Origin of the sequence: Belliella marina, from assembly GCF_042682445.1 — a bacterium.
In the GTDB taxonomy this organism is placed as follows: domain Bacteria; phylum Bacteroidota; class Bacteroidia; order Cytophagales; family Cyclobacteriaceae; genus Belliella; species Belliella marina.
Genome location: NZ_JBHUHR010000001.1, coordinates 138,156 through 157,217 on the forward strand (window position 1 = coordinate 138,156; position 19,062 = coordinate 157,217).

Consider the following 19,062-nt stretch of genomic DNA (forward strand, 5'->3'; position numbering starts at 1 on the left):
CAATTTATTGTAAGGAAAATCTTAGGCAGTAACTGGTACTACATTCACATAAGATTTACCGTCGAATTTTTTTCTGAATTCAACTTTTCCATCAGCAGTAGCGAAAAGTGTATGGTCTTTACCCAAACCTACATTTTCTCCTGGATGGTGTTTTGTTCCTCTTTGTCTAACGATGATGTTACCAGAGATAACAGCTTCACCGCCAAATTTTTTCACACCTAGTCTCTTGCTATGTGATTCTCTACCGTTTCTAGAACTACCGACACCTTTCTTGTGAGCCATGATTTTTAATGTTTATGATTCCTAATAGGATATCTTATAATACAATACTTTCAATCAATACTTTAGTGAAATCTTGTCTGTGACCGTTTTTCTTCTTGTAACCTTTTCTTCTTTTCTTTTTGAAGACGATTACTTTGTCACCTTTCACATGATCAAGGATTTTACCTGATACCTTTGCTCCGGATAATAATGGAGCACCAATCGACACTGTACCGTTGTCTTCTGCCAACAGTACCTGGTCAAATTCCACGGAAGCGCCAGCTTCGCCTTGCAACTTAGGTGCATAGACGAACCGATCTTTTGTTACTTTGAACTGCTTTCCTGCGATGTTAACTATTGCGTACATAGATTTTCGTTGGATACTATTTTATCAAATTGAGGTGCAAATATAGCAAGTCCAATTCATACAAAAAAATATGTTTATAAATATGATCAATATTTTACGATTATCTGCAATTCTGTCAGTTATGGGAGCGATATATTATCCGCTTTCATACCGGTAGCCACTTAAAGTGATGTGCTCACTCTAATCTGCAGCTGCTGTTGACTACGCCACGGGCCAAGTGTCCATAGAAGAACTGTGACAATTTAGTTACATTTGAATTGCCACTAATAAGAAAGCCAGGGAAATTGCTTTTAACAATTTTAAAGTAAGAATCTTCGAGGGTTTGAATTTAATAGCTTTGACCTGTGTCTCCACAGATCAACCCACCTAAATCGGACAGCCCTGAATATTTTTGGCTAAAAACAATTTCCTTGCCTTCCACCCTCATGTCAGGCAGAATATAGTTTTGTATAGCCATTTGATTTTCAGTACACTGATAATTGTAGGTGATTTTAGCATGGGTTATCTAATCTGAGGCCAAAACCTGTTTTTGGTGATTTTGAATCAAAATCAGGGTAGTTGTTGTAAGTGGTTTTGTTACATGGTTTTATGCGAAATCGGATAGTTTGGAGTACATATTTTCAATGTGTAAATGGTTGTTTTTGAGTGTGTTTAGCATTTTTCCGTATTTTATCAGCAAACCGCAGTATTTCTTGACTATTGGTCAAAAAATGGTCGAATTTTGGTCGTGAAAATTTTTTGGATTTTTTTCAAAAATATTCAATGCTGTAGTGATAGCGTATTTAATTTAATTAATGGTTGTGGTAGTAGTATGTAATTTATTGTAAATAAGTTAAATATATAAAAATGACCAATGGTCAAAAAACTAACGAAATAGACATAATCTGGGTTTTATTTTTGAAAATTGTTGGCCATATTTGTTGAGAGGCTTTGATAACTACCTGCCTCATTAGCCCTAGTCTTCGAAGCAAAATCTATATTAAAGTCTTTGTATGAAGGACTTTCATAAACTTAACTCTTTATAAAAATGCAACAGTACGAACCAATTCTTCAGGAAAATAAAAACCGCTTTGTTCTATTTCCAATTCAGCATGATGATATTTGGCAATATTATAAAAAGGCTGAAGCAAGCTTTTGGACTGCGGAAGAGATTGACCTAAGTCAGGATTTGAATGATTGGAAAAACCTGAATGACGGCGAAAGGCATTTTATTTCCCATGTATTGGCATTTTTTGCAGCAAGTGATGGGATTGTAAATGAAAACCTTGCAGAGCATTTTGTATCGGAGGTTCAGTACACGGAAGCCAAATTTTTCTATGGGTTTCAAATTGCCATGGAAAACATCCATTCTGAGACCTATAGTTTGTTGATTGATACCTATATAAAAGACAATCAGGAAAGGGACAAGTTGCTGAATGCGATTGAGCATATAGATTGCGTAAAGAAAAAGGCAGATTGGGCACTCCGTTGGATTGACAATGGAACTTTTCAGGAGAGGTTGATAGCCTTTGCTGCTGTGGAGGGGATTTTCTTCTCTGGTTCATTCTGTTCTATTTTCTGGTTGAAGAAAAGAGGGTTGATGCCAGGCTTGACATTTTCCAATGAGTTGATCTCAAGGGATGAAGGGCTTCACTGTGATTTTGCATGTCATTTATATACAGAGCATGTGAAAAACCAGATGCCAAAAGAGACTGTAACTAAAATCATCAAAGATGCAGTAGATATTGAGAAAGAATTTGTCACAGATGCATTGCCGGTAAGGTTGATAGGGATGAATTCGGATCTGATGTGTCAGTACATTGAGTTTGTTGCTGACAGGTTGTTGTTGGAATTGGGTTGTGCTAAAGTTTGGAACAGCACAAATCCATTCGACTTCATGGACATGATTTCGCTTCAAGGCAAAACCAACTTCTTTGAAAAGAGGGTTGGGGATTATCAGAAAGCGGGCGTGATGAAATCTAACGAAATCAATGAATCTCCAAAATTCTCTATCGGAGAAGATTTCTAATATTTTTATTTTTATAATACCCAAATCAATGACATTATGTTAGTAATAAAAAGAGACGGAAGAAGAGAATCTGTACGATTCGATAAAATCACAGCAAGGATAGAAAACCTTTGCTATGGCTTGGATAGCAGGTATATTCAGCCAATTGAGGTAGCTAAAAAAGTTATCGATGGGTTATATGATGGGGTGACCACTACCGAACTGGATAATCTTGCAGCGGAAATCTGTGCTTCCATGACTGTAAGACATCCTGAATATGCTACACTTGCGGCAAGGATCGCCGTTTCTAACTTACACAAAACTACAAGCCAGTCTTTTTCAAATACGATGAAAAGGCTGTATACTTATATCAATCCCAAAACCGGAGAAAATGCAGCTTTGATTGCCTCTGATGTGTATGGGATTGTGAAAAAATATGCCGCAAAATTGGATGAAGCCATCCATTATGACAGGGATTTTGCCTATGATTATTTTGGGTTCAAGACCCTGGAAAGAAGTTACCTGATCAGATTGGATGGTAAAGTAGTGGAAAGACCTCAGCACATGTTGATGAGGGTATCGGTAGGAATCCACAAGGAGGATATCGATGCGGCTATTGAGACGTACAACCTGCTTTCAGAGAAATGGTTTACACACGCTACGCCTACACTTTTCAATGCAGGTACGCCTAAGCCACAGTTGTCTTCCTGTTTCCTTTTGACTATGAAGGATGACAGTATCGATGGGATATATGATACATTGAAGCAGACGGCGAAGATTTCCCAGTCAGCCGGTGGTATTGGGTTGTCTATACACAATGTGAGGGCTAAGGGCTCTTATATCAAAGGTACCAATGGCGTTTCCAACGGAATCGTGCCTATGTTGAGAAATTTTGACATGACGGCAAGGTATGTAGACCAAGGTGGAGGAAAGAGAAAAGGTAGTTTTGCCATTTACCTGGAGCCATGGCATGCAGATGTGAAGGATTTCTTGGAATTGAAGAGAAATCACGGGAAGGAAGAGATGCGGGCGAGAGATCTGTTCTATGCAATGTGGATCCCTGATCTATTCATGAGAAGAGTGGAGCAAAACGAGTCTTGGTCTCTTTTCTGTCCGAATGAGGCTCCCGGATTGGCAGATTGCCATAGTGAGGAATTTGAGAAGCTTTACGAAAAATACGAGAGAGAAGGAAGGGCGAGAGAGACCATCAAAGCCCAAGAGCTTTGGTTTGAAATCCTCGAATCCCAAATTGAAACGGGAACTCCTTACATGTTGTATAAGGATTCTGCCAACAAAAAATCCAACCAGCAAAACCTAGGTACAATCAAGTCTTCCAACCTGTGTACCGAAATCATCGAATACACTTCCCCTGATGAGGTTGCTGTTTGTAATTTGGCTTCGATTGCATTGCCTAAGTTTGTTGTGGAAGGAAAAGATGGGGTGAAGAAATTTGACCACCAGAAGTTATATGAGATCACTAAAGTAGCAACGAGAAACTTGAACAAAGTTATCGATGTGAATTATTATCCTATTGAAGAGGCTAAGAGATCCAACTTTAGACATAGACCGATCGGTTTGGGTGTCCAAGGTTTGGCAGATGCATTTATCTTGTTGAGAATGCCATTTGATTCCGAAGAGGCAAAAAGACTCAATGAAGACATTGCAGAGACGATGTACTATGCTGCGATGGAGACTTCCATGGAGTTGGCTAAGGTTGAAGGTACCTACGAGACCTACGAAGGCTCTCCGGTTTCCAAAGGTCAATTCCAATTTGATCATTGGGGAGTGACTCCAAAATCCGGAAGATGGGCTTGGGATGAGTTGAAGGATAAGGTGAAGAAATATGGAGTGAGAAATTCACTTCTGATCGCTCCGATGCCAACTGCCTCGACTTCCCAAATCCTTGGAAACAACGAATGCTTTGAGCCTTACACTTCCAATATCTATACAAGAAGAACATTGTCGGGAGAGTTTATCGTGGTCAACAAGCATTTGATGAAAGACCTGATCAATCTTGGCATGTGGAATGACAACATGAAAAACAGGCTGATCGCAGCGAATGGCTCTGTTCAGAATATCCCTGGTGTTCCTCAGAATATCAAAGACCTATACAAGACTGTGTGGGAAATCTCCCAGAAAACAATCATTGATATGGCAGCGGAAAGAGGTGCATACATTTGCCAATCCCAGAGTATGAATGTGTTCTTGCAAGATCCAAACTTTGGTAAATTGACGTCGATGCATTTCTACGCATGGAAAAAAGGCTTGAAAACAGGGATGTATTACTTGCGTTCACAAGCTGCTACCAGCGCAATCCAGTTTACAGTGGATAAGGCTGCCTTGACAACTGATGCGCCAAACACCCAAGTATCGATTGATACATCTGTATCACAGCAAAAACAAGATGCCATTGCCTGTTCATTGGACAATCCCGATGATTGCGAAATGTGCGGGAGTTGATAAATTTTAGAGTTCGTTTATGGGAAAAAGCGTCTGGTTTTGTCAGGCGCTTTTTTTTTGTGTTATTCAAAATGGCATAGATTCATTGCTCATTGTGTCTCCATGTCACAGAACATTAGAGATCAAATATGGAAGAGTGGAGAAATGGCTAGTGAGGACACCAGCAATGGAGATAGAAGGCTCGGGGAAAAAATTGAAGTTCTTGATTGATGTATTTTTATTTTTTTGATATGCTTAACTATTTTTTTAAATTAAAGGTTGAATTCATCTTCTTTTCAATATAATGTCTATAAATACTACTATTCATCTGAGAAGTTTTTGTATCAGGGTGCTGTCTTTATTTTATATTCCATTCTTAATTCTTGGCTGTTCGGGTTCTACAGATGGTGATCAGCGGTTTGAAGTCAAAGAAGGGCAGTTTATTTCGGTACAATTAGACAACCAAACCAGCCCGGCAGAGCAATATACCCAATACATCAAAGATTATAAAGGCAGGGAAGCCTATGCCGTACATGTCAAAAACAGGGCGGCAATAAAGATATATGATTTGGCTTCAGGGGAGCTATTTGAGGAGATCAAAATCCCAACTTCTGGTCCAGAGGCAATTAGGAGCGTAGATTGTTTTTATATCCATAACTCCGATTCTATTTTTTTGAGTCAAGGATTGTTGTTCAAATTGCTTTTGGTAAATCAAGAAATGAATATCCTTAAAACTATTGATTTAATGCCAGAGGATGCAGACTGGGATCCTAAGACCTATACAACTACTTCAAATGAGTTGGGGGTTATGATATTTGATATGAAAAGAGACTTTTATGTTAACGAATTTAATGTAGCTGGTCAAATTTTACCATTCATGAGTCCCTATAAACATAAAGCTAATGTAGAGGGTTTGCTGAGAGCCATAAGCTTAGATCGAGAAATATATTCTAAGTTTGGGACTTTTCCTGAAAGTATGAAGGGGAAAACATGGACAAGCACAATGGCTTATTTTTATTCTAGGGTCAACAAAGTCAATGGTGATTTTATTCTTTCTTTTGGCGCTTCTACTGATATTCAAGTTTATGATAATTCTTATAAATTCAAATCTAGTTATTATGCGTCCTCTAAAAAGTTGAAAGATATATCCCATTATGTTAATCCAGACCCTACTCGGGAACAAGAGATGGAATATTATATGAATATGCCGGTACATGGGGGGATATACCATGATGTGGAGAACGGTTTTTTTTACAGAATAGCTAAGTATCCAAGAGGGAAAGAATATGATCTTTATAAAAGCGATTTTATAGATCCCATGGCCAACCCGAGGGATCTATGCATTATTGTTTTGGATAAGGATTACAAAAAAGTGGCTGAGTTTGATATAAAGCAACCGGAAGATGGCGTCTATTATGATATGTGCTTTGCGAACAAAAATGGTCTGTACATACCTTATGTTGACTTGAATAATGAGGATGTTCTGTATTTCAAAAACTTCAAAGTTCATGAGAAAATGTAGCATGAAGTTTATTTTTTTGTCATTTGTATTATTGGTTCATGTACTATGGACGAAAGCAGAAAATATGACAGGAAGCTTCTGGGATTTATCATTGAAGTGACAGGGGAAGGGTATCATGAAAGGGATTTTATCTTTGTTTCTGATAGTGGATGTAAAGGTTGTAGCAATATGATCGCACATGATTTGGCGAATGGAGAATTGTCTGAAGATATTAACATAATCATTGTTGATATCAAAAAATTGGGCGAAGCCAAATTGAAGTTCAATAGTGGTGAAACCGAGGTTTATTACGACAGTTTGGATGGCAAGTCAAGAGCGAAATTAACGATTCCTTCGGGGATGAATTACTTTGTTTCCACCAAAAATGGTATCATGGAGAATAAGGGTGTGGTTTTTTAGTGGAGATTGTTGAGCATGTAGGCTTAATTGTTTTCTTCCAATTGCAGCAATTCCCCATCAACAGCGACTTTTGTGAAAAAGAATACGTCCTTGTTCTGTGGCTTCCCTTGGTCGTCTTGGAAGCGGACTGTTTGCTTTCCTGCGAGCAAGTAATTGTTTTCATACCACCATTGTAGCATCAAGCTGTTTTTATCGGTTTCCCTGATCCTTTCATTTTCATTTGTCAAGCCGATTTCAAAGAGCTCATTTTCAAAAATCACCTCGCCATTATAAAGGTAACTCAAGGCTAATTTTTGTTCATCCAGGTACATGAAATGAAGTTTGTTGCCCATCAAACTCATTTCACCAAATTTACTGGGGTTACTGGTAGATTTTCCTGATAGCTTTAGGGAATTGTCCCAGATAATATTCCCATCCTTATCCAAGAATAGCAAATGTGCAGCGTGGAATTTATATTCACCTTCTCTGTGGTTGTTCATACCGCCATTGTAGGGTAGCCCTCGATAACCAAAATATGGATCTCCGTACATCATGTTGTTATAAATAGGGTTTAAAGGGCTTAACCTGTAAAAGCTATTGGCATACATTCCATCTCTGGGATAGTATCTTGGGTTGTTGGCGGTGAACAAATCGCTGTAAATAAGATATCCATTGCCGAGGGTGATGACTTCCCGTGTCGAAAAAGCAGGCCTGATATCAGGTGTGTTTCCTTTCGAGAGAGATTTTTCGAGTGAAGAGAGTCTTCTTTCCCGTGCTTTTTCCGGGAGGTAATTGTAGAAATTGGGGAAATCTTCCAGTGTGTAGTATTTCTTTGTAGGCTCACCGAATTCGTTGATTTCAACAAGATATATCCCTTGATACGCTTCTTGCTTTTGCTTTCCAAATGTCCCGATCAGGGATTGGGAATAATCTTGAAAAGGGGTGAGGATCCCTTCGATTATCTCAAGCTTTGGATTATCGAGTTGATTGATATTGACTTCCCTGAGTTTGTTGCCTTGCGTATCGAATGTCAAAACCGACACTTCTTTCATTTTGTATTGATTTCTCTTGCTGATCAGTACGTCTACTATGCCTAGTTGGTGGTCTTTCCTCAATTGCAGTATTTCTGTGTTTTTTGAATAAATCCCCTCAGCTGTAAATACATTGCTGGTTTCCAAATCAAAAAGTTGCACTACCGGTAAGGATTCGGAGATCCCCATAAAGATCACTTTTTGGTCCATAACATAAAACTCCTTGAGGTCCATTTCCAATAGGTTGTCTAGGTTGTATTCTTTGGAAAAATTGTTTTCAAGGTTGATTTCTAAGATGTAGCGGTCTTTTCCTTCCGTAGAACTCCCTTTTTGGAACAAGACATAAAAATTTTCATTGTCAAAATCATAGCCTACCAATTCGTGGCTATCCCTTATCCCCATTTTTTTGAATGGACCAAGATTCAATTCATAGTCAGCTTTAAAGATTTCGAGATTCAGTTTGGGACCAAAACTTTTTTCCCGGACAGTCCTAAAACCAAGGATGCCACCTTCACAGAAAGTGGTCATGTAATTGTTGGTGCCGTACTCGGCTTCAAACTCCAGCCTATTGGTGAAATCAACTTGTCCCAATAGACTGGAATAGATGATGGTGAAGAAGCAGAATGAAAGTAGATATTTCATAGGTTGAATCCATTGATTACCAGGTGGCCTCCTAAACGTTGTGTATAAGTTAAGCCCGAAATAAGCAGGACAGGCTATTGCCAATCCTAATGTGTGATTTTTGGTTTTATTGCTATCATTTGCTTAAGTTAAGCGTTATGATTTTATTTTAAAACAATTAATTAGGACATTTGTCTATATCGTGAATCAAGCCCAGAAAACATTGGATCAGAAAAGCATTATCAAGAAACTTAAGCTCATCATTAAATTAATGGAGCTTCATGACGAGAATACATTCAAAATCCGAAGCTATCAAACTGCTGTCAATACTTTGGAAAGGGGTGAGGATGTTTTTATAGAGGGGAAAAGCTTTGAAGAACTCCAGAAAATCCCCGGAATAGGCAAAAGTATTGCTGAAGTGATATTTCATTTGGACACGACAGAAACCCATGCTTATCTGGAGGAATTGCTGGATAAGACTCCCAAGGGGATTTTGGAGGTTTTGGAAGTGAAGGGGTTGGGTCCTAAAAAAGTAAAGGTGCTTTGGGAGGAAATGAATATCACTTCCACACATGAGCTTCTTGAGGCCTGTCAGGCCGGACAGGTAGCAAAGATCAAAGGTTTTGGGGAAAAGACCCAAGAGAGTATTGTTCAGGCATTGGAATTTAAAGCTTCCAATGAAGGGAAATGGCTGTATGCTGATATAGAAGAATCTGTGCTTTCTTTGGATAAGAGATTTGGGGATGTAGATGGTGTTTTGTCCCATGCGATAGTTGGTGGCTTTGCTAGGAAATCGGAGATTATCACAGAAGTGGAATGGCTTTTTGCTGTAGAAGATAGAGAGGAAACGCTCAAGGCGATTGCATCAATTTCTGTATTGGAGCAAGACTTGAGAAGCAGCAGTCCCTTCAAATGGAGAGGGAAGATGATTGATCCAGAGTTGCGGGTGATTATCCATTTTACAGATAGTGCTGGTTTTATAAAAGAAAAAGTTATCCGTACAGGAAGTAAAGCACATTTGCTATATCCTATGGAAGGGAATGCCCCATTTATCGATATCCTCAATTCTGGGGAATTCACGACAGAAGAGGAAGTGTACACAAAAGCAGGTTTCCGATGGATTCCTGAGGAGTTGAGGGAAGGTTTTTTTGAATTTGACTGGGCAAAAGATGAAGGAAAGTCCTTGTTGGAAGAGAAGGATTTGAAAGGGATATTACATAATCACTCTACCTACAGTGATGGAAAGCATACTTTGCGGCAGATGGCAGAGTATTGCAAGTCTTTGGGGTATGAATATTTGGGGATTTCCGACCATAGCCGCACCGCAAGTTATGCTGGCGGATTGGATATCGAAAAAGTCCAAAAACAGCAAAGGGAAATAGATGAATTGAATAAAGAATTGGCTCCATTCAAAATTTTCAAGGGGATAGAAAGTGATATTTTGACAGATGGCAGCTTGGATTATCCCGAGGATGTATTGGCTAGTTTTGATTTCATCGTTTCATCGATCCATTCAGGATTGAGTATGGATAGAAAAAAAGCCACAGCACGCTTGCTCAAGGCGATCGAAAATCCATTTACCACGATTCTGGGACATCCAACAGGCAGACTTTTGCTGAGGCGTGAAGGGTATCCTATAGATCATAAAGTGGTCATCGATGCCTGTGCGGCAAAGGGTGTTGTCATAGAGATTAATGCAAATCCTTGGAGGTTGGACTTGGATTGGCGCTGGGTTCATTACGCTCTGGAGCAGGGAGTCATGCTTTCCATCAACCCTGATGCGCATGCCATGGAGGGTTATTCAGATATGCGGTATGGGGTTTTGGTTGGGAGAAAAGGAGGCCTGACCGCTGATATGACTTTCAATGCAATGAATCTTGAGGAGATTGAAAAGCATTTTGCCAAAAGGAAGACAACTCGTTGAGAAAACCTTTTGATTTCAAATCAGGAGCTCATTCTAATCTAAAATAAAATGAAGAGAATACTTGCACTATTTCTAATAGTATTGATATCGCCGTTTGCAATCGCCCAGAATGAAAAACATGATGAGGTGGCAGCAGGCTTTGTCGGAAACTACAATGCAGGGGAATTTGCTGAAATCTTCGACTTGTTTTCTGTGGAAATGAAGGATGCGCTACCACTTGAAAAATCGATAGCATTCCTTTCTGGCTTGAAATCACAATTTGGAAATATAAATAATACGGAGTTTGTCCAATTTCAAAATGGATCTTATGCCTCCTACAAAAGCAGCTTCGAAAAGGGAGTTTTGTTGATAAATATTTCTCTTAATGAAAAGAAAGAGATCAATGGTTTTTTGGTTCAGCCCTTTCAAGAAAAGAATATAACCCAAGAAAAGCAGGTTTCGAATGCATTGATTGGATTGCCAAGAAAAGACCTTGATCTGATATTCAATTACAGTAAAGAATTTCCGAACAATACGCAACTGTCCATTGCCTTGATAAAGAAAGGAAAGACACAATTCTTTGGGGTGCTGATTGAAAATGACTCTGTGAAAAACGTTGTCAATGAAGATAAAATATTTGAAATAGGCTCAATCACTAAGGTTTTCACAGCGACATTGTTGGCAGAGGCATTGGAAAAGGGTGATGTGGAAATTGATGATAAAATCAATCCTATTTTTCCTTTTTTCTTCAGGGATTCAATAGAAATCACATTCGGCAGCTTGGCAAACCATACTTCTGGATTGCCAAGATTGCCGCCTAATCTGAACTCCTCTAATTTTGATCCGCAAAATCCATATAAAAATTATGGTCAGGAGGAAATAGAAGTATATTTGAAAAGTGAATTAAGGCTTACCAGTACTCCTGGGGGCGTGTATGAATACTCCAATTTGGGAATGGGCTTGTTGGGTTATTCATTGGGAAGGAAGTATGGCAAGACATACCAACAGCTCTTGGAAGAGAAAATATTTGATAAATATAAAATGACAAAATCTACAATTATCAATGATTTTGATGATAAAGAAATGGTCAAAGGATTGGATGCGTCTGGAAATGAAACTCAAAATTGGGAGTTTGACGTGTTGGCAGGTTTAGGAGGGATACTTTCGACAACTAATGAAATGTCAAATTTTGTGCTGGCACAATTTGATCCAAATAATAGAGAGCTGAAAAGATCTCGGATACCTACCTTTACAGCCAGTGAACAAATGAAGTTGGGGTTAGGTTGGCATTTGATGAAGCTGGATGCCCAAACAGAAGTGTATTGGCATAATGGTGGCACTGGAGGCTATTCTTCCTCACTTGTGATGGATGTGGAAAAAGAAAATGCGGTTATTGTACTTTCAAATGTTTCTGCATTCAATGCCAATAAACAAAATATAGACAATCTAGCTTTTGGGCTTTTGAAAAGTTTTGGGACAAATTGAATTATGACCAGGTTGTTTTGGTTGTATTATTTATTAAAAAATGACTTATGAATTGGATGGAAAAGGACGAGGGATTGCTATTGCAAAGATCGTTTTTGTTTGGAGCTACAGGGATAGTTTTATGTCTTTTGGCATTGGCAAATACATATTATCAAGTGTTGGAAGCACCTATGGGGCCATTGAATGGTGTCGGGATAGCCTTACAGTTTTTTGGATTGAGCATCGCCGTATTGGTGCTTCGCAAAAGAAAAATTACAGAAGCGGTGAAGGATAAATCAAAGAAGATGATTTTGGTGTTGGGTGTTTCTTTGTTGTTTTTCTTTTTGGTTATTTGAAAGAAGGATTTCAAGGTTGGAAGGTTAGAAAGTTAGCTGACGCACGAGAGTGGGTAAATAGAATTCTTTGTACCTTATAAATCTCGTCCGCCGTGGCCGATGCTACTATTTTCAACTGATAGTTAAATTGGAAGATTGAAAGATTGAAAAATTTTAAGATTATATTAAGTGAAGTGCGAAAGTGAACAGATAGCATTATTTGTACTTCATACATTGTTTTATTTCTCTTTGGTTGTCAAATTCTAAATATTTATTCAAATGAGATTAAAGTTTTCTCTAGTACTATATTTCCTAGCTATAATCAGCTTTTCCTGTTCTACAGAATTTCAATTTCAGGAAGGGGATATTCTTTTTCAGGATGGGAATTGTGGAGACTTTTGTGATGCTATCAGAAAAGTAACCCAAGGATATGAGGGAAGGGACTTTTCTCACAATGGATTGCTGATGAAGGAAGACGGCGATTGGTTTGTATTGGAAGCGATTGGAAAAGGAGTGAGCAAAACGCCACTCCAAAGCTTTTTGGATAAGCATGTGGATGAAGATGGAAAGCCAAAAGTGATGATCGGAAGGTTGAAAGCTGAATACAGGCATTTGATATCACCAGCTATAGAAGAAGCGCAAAAGCACTTGGGGAAGCCTTATGATTCAGTTTTTGATTTTGAAAATGATGCTTTCTATTGCTCTGAATTAATCCATTTTTCCTTTAAGGCGGCAAATGGGGGAGAAGACTTTTTTACCCCATGGCCAATGACTTACAATGATCCGGATACAGGAGAGATTTTTCCCATTTGGGAAAAATATTTTGAAAAATTGGGTGTGGAAATTCCAGAAGGAAAGCCGGGATTGAATCCAGGAGGGATGTCTTTGGAACCTGTCTTGGAGATGATTGAGCTCTAATTTTAGATTTGAGAGAGTAGATTTTAGATTTGGGGAATCTGTGAAATGAGAAGCGAGAGACTAGAAGCGAGAGACGAGAAAAAAGATACAAGAACAATATAACCCTGAAGAGCCAGTCCCGCAGAAAATTGCGGGAAGATGTCTCATTTTCCCTCTCTGAGTATGTTTAATACGAGAAAGTCATATCGACCGAGAGGGAGATATCTCCCTCTCGGTCGATATGACTTGACTATAAAATGAGGTGGTAAATATAAAAAAAGTGTCAAGTAAAATCAGGACATGAGATTAAAATTATCCTTAGAGTTCTCTGCCCCTCAGCAATCTTAGCGAGAGGAAGTGATTTCGGTTGCGATGGTCTGTGCCATGATTCCCAATCCTTCTGTATTGGGGTGTACGCCATCAGGGAGAAGCTTGGGTAAGTTACTTAGAGGTTGGTGCAGGTCGATAAGTTTAGCTCCTGAGATTTGGGCGATTTCAAGTAAGATGGGCCTGATTTCCTCAACCATTACTTTTTCATTGATCCCCCAATTGTCCTTGGCAACAGGGACTGGGATGCAGATGTAAACTTGTCCATCTTCCGGCATAGTTGATTTGAAAGTGGCTATCAAGTCAAGGTAATCCTGTTTGAAATCCTTTTTATGCTTCCAGTTTTGTGGTTTAGAATCATTGGTACCCAGTTTCATGATAAGAATGTCAGGCGAGAACTTTTTTACCTCTTCGAATTGCGGTTCGTTCCAATATGGGTGATCACCTTTTTTTAAAAGTGTTCTTCCGCTCACGCCAAAATTTTTGACCAAATAGTCTTCTCCAATTATTTCCTGCAACTGAAGCGGGTAGCTATCTTGATGGTCTCTCCCCGGTCCTTGTGTGATACTGTTGCCTACACAGGCTACTTTAATCTGGTTTTGGGCAAATACAGGGCTTAGGGAAAAAAAGGCTATTGCCAATAAGAGGAATCTGGTTTTCATAGGTATTGGGAATTTATTGAAGGTGAAAGATAAAGAATTTTTAGTAATGTTGATGATGAAACTTTTGTAAATACAAATATGCAATTATTGTAAAAATATTCTTTTTTATCCTGAAAAAATAAGTGTCTGATTAATAGGTTCAAAAATGATTGAGGGCTGAGAAGGTGATTTTTTTTGATGTTAGTGTTTGGAAAAAATCAAACATCCTGTTATGTTTGCATCACGTTAACGGAAAGCGTTAGCAAAACAAATAAAATTCCTCCTTAGCTCAGTTGGTTAGAGCACATGACTGTTAATCATGGGGTCCTAGGTTCAAGCCCTAGAGGGGGAGCAAAAGCCTCAGAGAAATCTGAGGCTTTTTGTGTTTTATGTCCCTTTATTTTATTTACAGGAGGTCTTCCCGACTGCAAGTTTTTTTAAAATTCACTCTAATGAATCACCCTTGATTTCGCTTATATGAAATAGTGGGAGGTACATCATTTGGGTCAATCTCCACAATTTTACCATTCCTTACGACAACCAATGGACTGTTCTTTGCTTTTTTAAACTCAATCAGCTTTCGGTATGCTTCTTCAAGTCCCTTAATTATTTTGTCCCTTTCTTCTTTTAATTGTTCCTTAGTCTCCATAATATCTTTGTTTTAAAACCTCCCACAATTCATTATTATTAATTGTAACATCATTAACAACTCCTTCTGCCACTACTTCATAAGTGTCTCCAGAATTATTTACAAATAGCCAGTTATCCACTTTGGTTAAGAATAATCTGAAGAAACTCTCCAGTCCACTTTTATATCTTCTCCTAATTACGTTTTCAGGAATGTGATGCCCTCCTTCTTTTACACGTCTTGCTACTCTCGAAACAGCCAAGTCATCAGAATCTAACCAAAAAAATAAACAGGTAACCTGCTATAATGTAAAGTTTCTTCATCCACTACAAATGTACACTTTACTGCTCAATCATCATTTTACTTTATGTTTTAAGCTAATGTTGTTTCATCAATTCTTTCAATCTTGCTCTGGGAAAGATTGAAGGATGTTCTCATTTATTAAATAATTCTTTTAAAACCCAATAGGCCCTGTTTCAGTTGTAACTATCATTGTTGGAGAGAGCTCAAGCCTTGCAGAAATGCAGGACCTTTTGCAATTTAGGTTGTTTTAAAAAATGAAGCTTTGTAATAATTCAAATCACCCTAGTCTCGGAATACAAATCATATGCTGCCACCAAGAGTTGGTGGTCAGGGGCTTGGCCATACCGTGCAAATCGGTATAATTCACTCCTTTCTTCTGCATAGACTGGAGAGTAGATGTTGTCAAGTTCGTCCCAAATGACCATCAGGTAAGTATAGGGGATTTTACTTTCCCTGCCTTTTTCCAGCCATTCATCAAAAAGCGATTCATCTAGTGATTTTGGATAATCCGACCCGTCAAACATGCATAGTTTTTTATGTGATTCTCAAAGATAAGGCTAGTTGGTGAGGTGGCAAAATCAAGCACTCTTTTCCATAAAGACCAAAGAAAACAAGGTCAGGTAGCAAGTTTCATTGATTTGATGAAAATGGCAATCCAGATAAATAGACTGAATCACTTTTATCTTCCTGGTTTACTACAACTTCCAATTTTTATTTTGTTCGGTCATTTGTTTTGTCAATTATCGATAGAAAATAACGATTTCCAACACAAGACAGAAGGGGGTACTTTTGTTTCCAGAAATTCAATCACCCGATAAATCAATCTAAAAATTATATGAGAAAAGTAATTCTAATATTCGCGATGTTGGTCAGTTCTGTCTTGACGGCAGTGGCCCAAGAGAATACGGCAGTGGACGGATGGTCTGGGGCGACCAAGAAAAGTCCGAGTGCAGCTAAAGTCACCCAAAATACTGAATGGTGGCCAAATCAACTCAATTTGTCTATTTTGAGACAAAACTCCGAGTTGTCAAATCCCCAAGGAAAAGACTTTAATTATATAGAGGAGTTCAATAGCTTGGACTATGAAGCTTTGAAAGCGGACTTGAGGGTGCTGATGACAGATTCACAAGATTGGTGGCCTGCAGATTTTGGGCATTATGGTGGGTTGTTTATTAGAATGGCTTGGCACAGTGCGGGGACTTACAGATCAGGAGACGGTAGAGGGGGTTCCCGTTCAGGGCAGCAGCGTTTTGCGCCATTGAACAGTTGGCCTGATAATGGGAATTTGGATAAAGCTAGGAGGTTGCTTTGGCCGATCAAACAAAAATATGGCAATAAGATTTCATGGGCTGATTTGATGGTGTTGACCGGCAATGTAGCCTTGGAGTCAATGGGTTTTGAAACCTTTGGTTTTGCTGGCGGGAGAGAAGATGTGTATGAGCCGGAATTGGATGTTTACTGGGGAAAGGAAAAAATTTGGCTGGATGATAGCAAGCGTTATTCAGGGGATCGTGAACTGGAAAATCCTTTGGCAGCAGTACAGATGGGCTTGATTTATGTCAATCCAGAGGGACCAAACGGAAATCCAGATCCGTTGTTGGCAGCAAAAGACATCAGGGAGACTTTTGGGAGAATGGGGATGAATGACGAAGAGACAGTAGCATTGGTAGCTGGTGGGCATACTTTGGGTAAAGCCCATGGAGCAGGGCCAGCGGAGCATGTTGGGGCAGATCCTGAGTCTGCTCCGATAGAGGAACAAGGGTTTGGTTGGAAAAGCTCTTATAAATCAGGGAAAGGTGCTGATGCCATCACATCCGGACTTGAAGTAACTTGGACTTCTACACCGGCACAATGGAGCCATGATTATCTGACTTTTTTGTTCAAGTACGATTGGGAATTGACCAAAAGTCCTGCAGGAGCACATCAGTGGGTAGCAAAAGATGCCGGGAATATCATCCCAGATGCCTTTGATGCAGAGAAGAAACAGCCTCCCTATATGTTGACAACAGATTTGTCATTGAGATATGATCCAATCTATGAAGAGATCTCTAGAAGATTTTTGGATGATCAGGACGCTTTCAACGATGCTTTTGCTCGTGCATGGTTTAAATTGACACATAGAGACATGGGACCAAATACAACTTATTTGGGGCCTGAGGCACCTACTGAAGATCTGATTTGGCAAGATCCAATACCCGCAGTAAACCATTCTTTGGTGAACTTAAGTGATATTTCTAATTTGAAAAACCAGATTTTGAATAGTGGTCTGTCGATCTCTGAAATGGTATCCACAGCATGGGCTTCAGCATCTACTTATAGGAATTCGGATAGAAGAGGTGGTGCCAACGGTGCTAGAATTCGCTTGGAGCCTATGAGAAATTGGGAAGTGAACAATCCATCCCAATTGGAAAAAGTATTGACTGCTTTAGAGAGAATCCAGTCTGACTTCAATGCAAAATCAGGTGATAAAAAAGTTTCTTTGGCAGATTTGATTGTGCTTGCTGGTAATGCAGGAGTTGAGAAGGCAGCTAAAAATGCTGGCTATAATCTTGAGATTCCTTTTACACCTGGGAGAATGGATGCATCTGCTGAGCAAACAGATATAGAATCTTTTGGATTGCTAGAGCCTATGGCGGATGGTTTTAGAAATTATCTAAAAACGCAATATACAATAGCCACCGAAGAATTGTTGGTAGATAAGGCCCAGCTTTTGACTTTGACAGCACCTGAGATGACTGTTTTGGTAGGAGGGATGCGCTCTTTACATGCTAATTTTGATGGATCCAAGCATGGGGTTTTCACTGAAAAGAAAGATGTGTTGACAAATGATTTCTTCGTAAATCTTCTAGATATGGCTACCGAATGGAAAGCTACTGATGATACAAAAGAAGTATTTGAGGGACGGGATAGAAAAACTGGAGCATTGAAATATACAGCTACAAGAGCTGATTTGATTTTCGGTTCCAATTCAGAATTGAGAGCTTTGGCGGAAGTGTATGCGCAAGAGGATTACAAGGAAAAATTTGTAAAAGACTTCGCTGCAGCTTGGAACAAAGTGATGAATTTGGATAGGTTTGATTTGGTTTACAAAAAGTAACTAATCTAATTAAGTATTTAAAAAGCCAGTTTTTCAATGAAAACTGGCTTTTTAATTTTTATTTTCAATCTACACTTGTAGATTTAAGTTATTTGTCTACATTTGTAGATGTAAATATCAATTTGTAGATTATGAAATTATCTCCAGCCGAAGAAGAATTAATGAATCATTTGTGGAGCCTCAAAAAGGCATTTATGAAAGATCTTTTGGATGCCTACCCAGAGCCTAAGCCCGCATCGACAACCTTATCCACGCTTTTGAAAAGAATGCAGGATAAGAATTATGTTGGCTACAAAGTGTTTGGAAGCTCGCGACAATATTTCCCTTTGGAGTCCAAAGAGTCGTATTTCACGAAGCATGTAAATAATCTGATCAAGAATTTTTTCAATGACTCTCCTGCTCAGTTTGCATCATTTTTTACCCAAAAATCAAAGTTTAGTGAAGAGGAATTGAGGCAGATTAAGGCAAGTATTGATGATCAACTAAACAAGAAAAAATGATAACCTATATTCTAAATTCTGGGCTTTGTTTGTTGATTCTTCTATTGATTCACAGATTCTTTTTACAGAAAGAGTCAATGTATCATTTCAATAGATATTTTCTCATTTTCTCGATATGTTTTTCCTTTCTGATCCCATTTTTCACAATTGAGACAGCAGAAGTTGAGGGGTTAATTAATAGTGGGAATCAGCCAGTGTATTCTTCTGTGATTACAAATGGAGATTTGTCTCAGCAAGATCTTTCAACATCGTCGTCTAGACTTGCATTTGACTGGCAAGTTTTGATCTATGCGATTTATTTTTCTATCTCAGGTCTTCTTTTTTTTCGATTTGTACGAAGTCTTTTGCTGATTTTCAAGAA

Annotated in this window: 17 protein-coding genes and 1 tRNA gene; 11 read left to right on the plus strand and 7 right to left on the minus strand. The window is 38.8% G+C overall.

From position 1 onward, the window contains the following. Positions 1-21: 21 nt before the first annotated feature. Both rpmA and rplU read right to left on the minus strand, forming a co-directional pair. Positions 22-282 (minus strand): 50S ribosomal protein L27, encoded by a 261-nt coding sequence (gene rpmA, locus ACFSKL_RS00525; protein ID WP_376882335.1) that lies wholly within the window; start codon positions 280-282, stop codon positions 22-24. Between the two features lie 34 nt (positions 283-316). After that, entirely contained in the window at positions 317-628 is a 312-nt protein-coding gene (rplU, locus tag ACFSKL_RS00530; protein ID WP_376882337.1) for a 50S ribosomal protein L21, read from the minus strand. A 1,027-nt stretch (positions 629-1,655) separates the two neighbouring features. Here rplU and ACFSKL_RS00535 point away from each other — a divergent pair. The 4 genes from ACFSKL_RS00535 (at position 1,656) to ACFSKL_RS00550 (ending at position 6,975) form a co-directional block, all read left to right on the plus strand. Then, positions 1,656-2,636 (plus strand): ribonucleoside-diphosphate reductase small subunit, encoded by a 981-nt coding sequence (locus ACFSKL_RS00535; protein WP_376882339.1) that lies wholly within the window; start codon positions 1,656-1,658, stop codon positions 2,634-2,636. Positions 2,637-2,672: 36 nt separating this feature from the next. Further along, positions 2,673-5,075: a ribonucleoside-diphosphate reductase subunit alpha gene (locus tag ACFSKL_RS00540; protein ID WP_376882341.1), complete on the plus strand. Its 2,403-nt coding sequence runs from the start codon at positions 2,673-2,675 to the stop codon at positions 5,073-5,075. A 283-nt stretch (positions 5,076-5,358) separates the two neighbouring features. Next, the gene (locus ACFSKL_RS00545) at positions 5,359-6,576 is read left to right on the plus strand and encodes a DUF4221 family protein (RefSeq protein WP_376882343.1); all 1,218 of its coding nucleotides are present in this window, start codon (positions 5,359-5,361) and stop codon (positions 6,574-6,576) included. 45 nt (positions 6,577-6,621) lie between these two features. Then, entirely contained in the window at positions 6,622-6,975 is a 354-nt protein-coding gene (locus ACFSKL_RS00550; RefSeq protein WP_376882346.1) for a hypothetical protein, read from the plus strand. Between the two features lie 23 nt (positions 6,976-6,998). On the opposite strand, the gene ACFSKL_RS00555 is transcribed toward ACFSKL_RS00550, so the two are convergent. Then, positions 6,999-8,627 (minus strand): transcriptional regulator, encoded by a 1,629-nt coding sequence (locus ACFSKL_RS00555; RefSeq protein ID WP_376882348.1) that lies wholly within the window; start codon positions 8,625-8,627, stop codon positions 6,999-7,001. Positions 8,628-8,829: 202 nt separating this feature from the next. Here ACFSKL_RS00555 and ACFSKL_RS00560 point away from each other — a divergent pair, with 202 nt between their 5' ends. The 4 genes from ACFSKL_RS00560 (at position 8,830) to ACFSKL_RS00575 (ending at position 13,226) form a co-directional block, all read left to right on the plus strand. Then, entirely contained in the window at positions 8,830-10,530 is a 1,701-nt protein-coding gene (locus ACFSKL_RS00560) for a helix-hairpin-helix domain-containing protein (protein ID WP_376882695.1), read from the plus strand. A gap of 48 nt (positions 10,531-10,578) precedes the next feature. Further along, positions 10,579-11,994, plus strand: coding sequence for a serine hydrolase (locus ACFSKL_RS00565; protein ID WP_376882351.1), 1,416 nt, complete (start codon positions 10,579-10,581; stop codon positions 11,992-11,994). A gap of 47 nt (positions 11,995-12,041) precedes the next feature. After that, entirely contained in the window at positions 12,042-12,329 is a 288-nt protein-coding gene (locus ACFSKL_RS00570; protein WP_376882353.1) for a hypothetical protein, read from the plus strand. A gap of 258 nt (positions 12,330-12,587) precedes the next feature. Beyond that, positions 12,588-13,226, plus strand: coding sequence for a YiiX/YebB-like N1pC/P60 family cysteine hydrolase (locus ACFSKL_RS00575; RefSeq protein ID WP_376882355.1), 639 nt, complete (start codon positions 12,588-12,590; stop codon positions 13,224-13,226). 323 nt (positions 13,227-13,549) lie between these two features. On the opposite strand, the gene ACFSKL_RS00580 is transcribed toward ACFSKL_RS00575, so the two are convergent. Then, positions 13,550-14,194, minus strand: a complete 645-nt coding sequence (locus ACFSKL_RS00580) for a GDSL-type esterase/lipase family protein (RefSeq protein WP_376882357.1) — start codon at positions 14,192-14,194, stop codon at positions 13,550-13,552. A gap of 257 nt (positions 14,195-14,451) precedes the next feature. Here ACFSKL_RS00580 and ACFSKL_RS00585 point away from each other — a divergent pair. Further along, a tRNA-Asn gene (locus tag ACFSKL_RS00585) sits at positions 14,452-14,525 on the plus strand. Between the two features lie 105 nt (positions 14,526-14,630). Here the strand turns inward: ACFSKL_RS00585 and ACFSKL_RS00590 are convergent. The 3 genes from ACFSKL_RS00590 to ACFSKL_RS00600 all read right to left on the minus strand — a co-directional run bounded on the left by ACFSKL_RS00590 (position 14,631) and on the right by ACFSKL_RS00600 (position 15,628). Continuing rightward, a complete protein-coding gene (locus tag ACFSKL_RS00590; RefSeq protein ID WP_376882360.1) occupies positions 14,631-14,822 on the minus strand; it encodes a hypothetical protein in 192 nt (63 codons plus the stop codon). After that, on the minus strand, positions 14,812-15,063 hold the full coding sequence (locus tag ACFSKL_RS00595; protein WP_376882362.1) for a hypothetical protein: 252 nt from the start codon (positions 15,061-15,063) through the stop codon (positions 14,812-14,814). Before ACFSKL_RS00595 ends, ACFSKL_RS00590 begins: the two co-directional genes overlap by 11 nt. 313 nt (positions 15,064-15,376) lie before the next feature. After that, on the minus strand, positions 15,377-15,628 hold the full coding sequence (locus ACFSKL_RS00600) for a hypothetical protein (protein WP_376882365.1): 252 nt from the start codon (positions 15,626-15,628) through the stop codon (positions 15,377-15,379). Positions 15,629-15,939: 311 nt separating this feature from the next. Between ACFSKL_RS00600 and katG the strand changes: the two genes are divergently transcribed. Further along, a complete protein-coding gene (katG, locus tag ACFSKL_RS00605) occupies positions 15,940-18,201 on the plus strand; it encodes a catalase/peroxidase HPI (RefSeq protein ID WP_376882367.1) in 2,262 nt (753 codons plus the stop codon). A gap of 131 nt (positions 18,202-18,332) precedes the next feature. Continuing rightward, positions 18,333-18,701: a BlaI/MecI/CopY family transcriptional regulator gene (locus ACFSKL_RS00610; protein WP_376882369.1), complete on the plus strand. Its 369-nt coding sequence runs from the start codon at positions 18,333-18,335 to the stop codon at positions 18,699-18,701. Positions 18,702-19,062: the final 361 nt, after the last annotated feature.